This window comes from Streptomyces sp., assembly GCF_036566765.1.
Lineage (GTDB): Bacteria > Actinomycetota > Actinomycetes > Streptomycetales > Streptomycetaceae > Streptomyces.
The window spans coordinates 1-5653 of the sequence record NZ_DATCVQ010000275.1 but is presented as its reverse complement, the minus strand read 5'-3'; the positions used below and the strand labels follow the sequence as shown (position 1 = coordinate 5653).

Sequence of the window (5653 nt, the reverse complement as noted above, 5' to 3'; positions counted from 1 at the left end):
GAGGAGGAGTTCCGCTCCTACGTGCGCGAGAGCGCCGGGGCCGGCAGCCAAGCGGAGGAACTTTCCCGACTCGCCGAGCTCAAGGACCGCGGCGCGATCACGGCAGCCGAGTTCGAGCAGGCCAAGGCCAAGGTCCTCTCGTCCTGACCGGCGCGGCCTCGGCGGCCGCGCCCTCCTGTCATCCCGCGGAACCGGCCGTCGCCACGGCGGCGGCGCTCCGGCGAGCGGATCGGCGGGCTGGTCGGACGGAGCGGAGTACGGCTGAGCGCCGTGCGGCGGTGTCGCCATGGTGTCGTTCCCCCCAGGAAACGGCGCCATGGTGCTGTGCCCCCCCAGGAAACGACGTACGGATCTTGCGTGGCCGCCGAAGACAACGGGCCGCGGAATTCCGGCGTCCTGGGGGGTTTCGGCTCGCACACTCCGAGAGCACGCTCGGATAACAACTGGCACGTGCGTCACGGGTGTGACGTAGAGTGCCCCTGTCCATTCGTTTGAACGTGTTCAAGCGAGCTCCTGGGGAGGGGAACCACAGGGATGCGCAGTGGAGTCAAAGTCGCCGTCGTCGGGGGCGTGTTCGCCGTCGTGGCGGGTGGGATCGGGTACGGGGGATACAACCTCTGGCAGGGGCTGTCCGGGGGCGCCGCCGACGGGGTCGGTGGCATGTCCGAGGGCGGGGGGCGGAAGTCCGGGCCCGTCTCGTCGGACGAGGTCAAGGAGACCGCGAAGAAGTTCCTGGACGCCTGGGCCACCGGATCGCCGGAGGAGGCCGCCCAGTTGACCAACAACGCCGTCGAGGCCGGGGCCGCGGTGGCGAACTACCGGGCCGGCGCGGGTGTGTCGAAGGCCGTCATCACCGCCGGGACGCCGGTCGGCGCCAAGGTGCCGTTCACGGTGAACGCGACGGTGACGTACGAGGGGACCTCGAAGCCCTGGACGTACACCTCCGAACTCACCGTCGTGCGCGGGCTGAGCACCGGGCGGCCGCTGGTCGACTGGCAGCCCTCCGTCGTCCACCCGCGGCTGACGAAGACGACGACGCTGCGGACCGGCGCGGCGAAGACCGCGAACATCAAGGCCGTCGACCACGCGGGCCGGGAGCTGACGAAGGAGAAGTACCCCTCGCTCGGCCCGATCCTCGACGAGCTGCGAACGAAGTACGGCGCGCAGATCGGCGGCAAGGCCGGCGTCGAGACCGTCCTCGAGTCGAACCAGGCGGGCACCGCCGACAGCACGCTGCTCACCCTGACGAAGGGCGAGCCGGGCAAGCTGCAGACCACCCTCGACGCCGACGTGCAGGCCGCGGCCGAGCGGGCGGTGAAGCAGTACAGCCAGGCGTCGGTCGTCGCGATCAAGCCGTCCACCGGCGAGATCCGGGCCGTCGCGAACAACCCCGCGGCCGGCTACAACACCGCCTTCCTCGGGAAGCAGGCCCCCGGCTCCACCCTGAAGATCGCCACCGCGGCGCTGCTCCTGGAGAAGGGCCTGGTCGGGGCCGACCGCGTCGCCGAGTGCCCGAAGAACGCGATGTACTACGGCCGGAGCTTCCACAACCTGCGGAACTTCGACCTCGACGGCAAGTCCTTCGGCGAGAGCTTCGCCCGGTCCTGCAACACCGCCTTCATCAAGCTGATCGACGACGTCAGGGACGACGCCGCGCTCGGCAAGGAGGCCCGGGACGTCTTCGGCATCGGCCTGGAGTGGCAGACCGGCGTCACGACCTTCGACGGCCGGATCCCCGAGGAGACGGGCGGCGAGGCGGCCGCGCAGTACATCGGGCAGGGGACGGTGCAGATGAACGCGCTCAACGTCGCGTCCATCACCGCGACCGCGAGGAACGGCTCGTTCAAGCAGCCGATCATCGTGCCCAAGGACCTGGACGACCGGCCGATCGCCAAGGCCGCCCGCTCCCTGCCCGACTCGGTCGCCCGGCAGCTGCGCGCGATGATGCGGCGCACCGCGACGAGCGGCACGGCGGCGGACGCGATGGCCGGCGTCAACGGCGACAAGGGCGCGAAGACCGGCTCGGCGGAGGTCGCCGACCAGGCCACCTCGAACAGCTGGTTCGCCGGCTACGCGGGCGACCTCGCGGCCGCGGCGGTCGTGCAGTCGGGCGGACACGGCGGCGACGCTGCCGGCCCGGTGGTGGCGAAGGTGCTGAACGCGCGGTAGGGCCCTGGGGGGACGCGGGGACAACAGAGACGCGGGGAAAGCAGAGGGGACGCGGGGAAAGCAAGTCGCATGGCCCGTACAGCTACCGCTAGCGTGCGGGCCATGACCGAATCACTCGCCCACCCCCAGTTCGCCGCCGCGCTCCAGGACCTAGGCATCGAGGTCGAGGTACGCCGCTTCCCGGACGCCACCCGCACCGCCGCCGAGGCCGCGCAGGCCATCGGCTGCGATGTGTCGGAGATCGTCAAGTCGCTGATCTTCGCGGCGGACAAGGTTCCGGTGCTCGTCCTGGTGGACGGCTCGTCGCGGGTCGACGTGGAGCGGGTGCGCGTGGAGCTCGGCGCGACGAAGGTGACGCGGCCGGACGCGGCGGTGGTCCGGGAGGCCACCGGGTACGCGATCGGCGGCGTCCCGCCGTTCGGGCACCGCACGAAGACCCGGGTCCTGGCGGACCGCGGCCTGCTGGACCACGACGTGGTGTGGGCGGCGGCGGGCACCCCGTACACGGTGTTCCCGATGGAGCCCAAGGCGCTGATCGCGCACGCGGGCGGCACGCTGGCAGACGTCCGCGAGGGCGGCTCCCGCGAGCGTACGGCGTGACGCCGCTGGTCGTCGCGGCGGTCCTGATCGCCGCGGTGACGCACGCCAGTTGGAATGCGATCGCCCACCACATCAAGGACCAGCTGCTCTCCTTCACCCTCATATCCGGGGGCGGCGCGCTGCTCGGCATCGTCACCGCCCTCTTCGTCCCGCTGCCGGCGGCCGAGGCGTGGCCGTACCTGATCGCCTCGGCGCTGCTGCACGTCGGCTACATGGCGCTGCTGATGCGCTCGTTCGCGCTCGGCGACTTCGGGCAGATGTACCCGATCGCCCGGGGCACCGCCCCGCTCGCGGTGACCCTGCTCGCGGCGGTCTTCGTCCACGAGATACCCGACTCCGCGCAGCTCGCGGGCGTCGCGGTGGCCTGCGCGGGCCTGACCGGCCTCGCCCTGTGGGGCATCCGCGGCACCGACCGCCGCCCCGACTGGCCGGCCCTGCTGGCGGCGGGCGGCACGGGCCTGGCGATCGCCGCCTACACGGTCGTCGACGGCGTCGGCGTCCGCGCCTCGGACACCCCGCTGGGCTACATCGCCTGGCTGATGATCCTGGAAGGCCTGGCGATCCCGGCCTACGCCCTGTACCGCCGCCGGCGCGACCTGATCACCCAACTACGCCCCCACGCCACCCGCGGCCTGCTGGGCGCCACCCTCTCGGTTACCGCCTACTCCCTCGTCCTCTGGGCCCAGACCAAGGCCCCCCTCGCCCCGATCGCGGCCCTGCGCGAGTCCTCGATCATCGTCGGCGCGGCCATCGGCACCGTCTTCTTCAAGGAACGCTTCGGCGGCCCGCGCATCGCGGCGGCGGGGCTGATGGTGGTGGGCATCGGGCTGATGCTGACGACGAGCTGACGGGAAGCGGTGACTTGCTGGCGCGAATGCACTCACCAGAGGTCCCGCCTGCGATATTGCGTTGAATCTTTGCTCTTCGAAATAGGTCCGCGTTCGGTGAATCCTGGGTCCTCGGGCCCATGACGGGCCCATGACCTCACCCCTAGCCTCCGCTTTGTGATTGCAAAGGGTGGGGACTTCAGGGGAGTTGGGGGCCAGGGGCCGGGGCAGGGCATGCCACGCGCGCTGCGGGCGACCGTCGTGCTGCTGTACGCGCTGTTCGGCTTCACGGTGCTGGGCGCGACCGGCGCGCTCGTCGTCGCCGGTTCGGGCGACGGCGTGGACGCCGAACTGCTGGGGCTGTTGACGTACGGCGCACTGCCGGGCGTCGCAGGATTCGCCCTGGCCCGGCGGGCGCGGACCGGCGGGGTGGGGGTGTGGCGGGGGCTGCTCGCGGTCCAGGCGTGGCTGATCGTCGGCGCGTTGGGGACGGGGGTCACCCAACTCGCCCTTCCTGTCGCGGTGACGGTGCTGCTGTGCCGACCGGCGTCGCGGGCATGGTTCCGCTTGGCAGCAGGAAACCGGAGCGGCGGCGGCTCGGACCGGGGCCAGGGGGCGCTGGAGTACGTCGGCCTGGTCGCACTCGTCGCCGCGATCATCCTCGGCCTGGTGGCGACCGGCGTCGGCCCGGAACTGACCCGCACCCTCAGCACGCAGGTCTGCCGGATCACCGGGGGTGGGGACTGCGGGGCGGGCGGGGGCGCCGGTGCGGGGACGGGCGTGGTCGCCGGGGGTCGGTCGGTCGCCCCTGTCGCCTGGATCGCCGCCAAGTGCGGTACCGCGGACCCGGAGAAGGCCGCCAGGGCGGCAAAGCGGAAGGCGGGTCTCGAAAAGGCCCAGAAGCAGCCGAAGCCTGCCTGGTACCCCAACCTCAGGAATCCACGCGCGGGCACGGTCGACCTCGGCGGGGGACGATGGACCTCCGTCAAGCCGGCGCTGTTCAGCTGGCCGTCGGAAATGGGCGTGCGGTATCAGGAGCAGATCTCCGGGGTGAAACGGGGCAAGGAATACCGGGTCCCGCTCGACAAGCTCACCGGAAAGCCGGTCGATTTCGACGGCTGGGATGCGAAGACCGGTACGTATCTGGAGGCCAAGCTCGGCTACCGGTCGTTCTACGACGAAGTCACCGGAGAGCTCGACAAGTCGATCCAGAAACGCTGGACAAAGCAGGCGGCGCGGCAGCTCGATGCGGCACGAGGTAAGCCGGTCGTATGGCATCTGTCCGATCCGGACGTCGCGGAGGCCGCACGGAAGTTGTTCAAGCAGCCGGGTTTCGAAAAAGTTAGGGTCGTGCACACACCGGCCGATCTGGTCGGCTGAGAAAGAGGAGCGCAGGCGTGATCGATTTCGTCGTCAACGGCTCGTGGGGGACACGGCCGCAGACGGTCCAGCAGCTTGGGGTGAAATGGGCCGAAACCTTCGCCGCTTTGCACGGGATGGGAGAGGATGCCTTGAGCGGGTGGCGCGAGGACGCGGGACCACGCTCACGTTCCGCGGAGTTCGCAGCGTTTACCCCGGAGGCTCTGACCGAATACATCGAGCGCGAGAACCGGGACGCCGACGACCCGTACATCGGTTATGTGGCGTCACTTGAGAAAATGCAGTCCCGCACCATGGTGAGGACGTCGATCCTCGTCGGCGGGCAGTCGGTCTGGGTGACGAACTCGGTGGTACTCAGTTTCAGTTCCCGGGTCGTGGACGAGGATTCCGTTCCGGCGGTTCGCCGCGCCCACGAGATTCTGCGCATCTTCGCCGACGTGTGGGACCTCGACCTCGGCCAGGTGTATCGGCATTCCCAGGACGACGTGGTCGACCAAGAACTCGGCCTCGAGAACACCGACCCCCGCTGCGGCCTGGCCGTCTACCTCTCCGCCAACCGCGCCGCCCTCGCCCCCGAGGGGCTGCCCGGGATCTATACCCGGACAGCCCATGGGGGGCTGATCATCGATCTGACCCACGGCGGGACGCAGGACCCGGGTATCGAGACCATCCTCGAC

6 protein-coding genes are annotated in these 5653 nt (G+C 70.5%); all 6 read left to right on the top strand.

Annotated elements, in window-relative coordinates:
- Positions 1-21 precede the first annotated feature (21 nt).
- On the top strand, positions 22-147 hold the full coding sequence (locus VIU94_RS15405; protein WP_331911767.1) for an SHOCT domain-containing protein: 126 nt from the start codon (positions 22-24) through the stop codon (positions 145-147).
- Positions 148-534: 387 nt separating this feature from the next.
- Positions 535-2169 carry a penicillin-binding transpeptidase domain-containing protein gene (locus VIU94_RS15400; RefSeq protein ID WP_331911765.1) on the top strand — a complete coding sequence of 545 codons (1635 nt, stop codon included), beginning with the start codon at positions 535-537 and terminating at the stop codon, positions 2167-2169.
- 69 nt (positions 2170-2238) lie between these two features.
- Entirely contained in the window at positions 2239-2769 is a 531-nt protein-coding gene (locus VIU94_RS15395) for a YbaK/EbsC family protein (RefSeq protein WP_331911763.1), read from the top strand.
- Complete coding sequence (locus VIU94_RS15390) at positions 2766-3617, top strand: EamA family transporter (RefSeq protein WP_331911761.1); 852 nt, start codon at positions 2766-2768, stop codon at positions 3615-3617. Before VIU94_RS15395 ends, VIU94_RS15390 begins: the two co-directional genes overlap by 4 nt.
- A 213-nt stretch (positions 3618-3830) precedes the next feature.
- On the top strand, positions 3831-4976 hold the full coding sequence (locus VIU94_RS15385) for a Tox-REase-5 domain-containing protein (protein ID WP_331911759.1): 1146 nt from the start codon (positions 3831-3833) through the stop codon (positions 4974-4976).
- Between the two features lie 17 nt (positions 4977-4993).
- The coding region (locus tag VIU94_RS15380) for a hypothetical protein (protein WP_331911757.1) at positions 4994-5653 on the top strand (660 nt) is incomplete at its 3' end.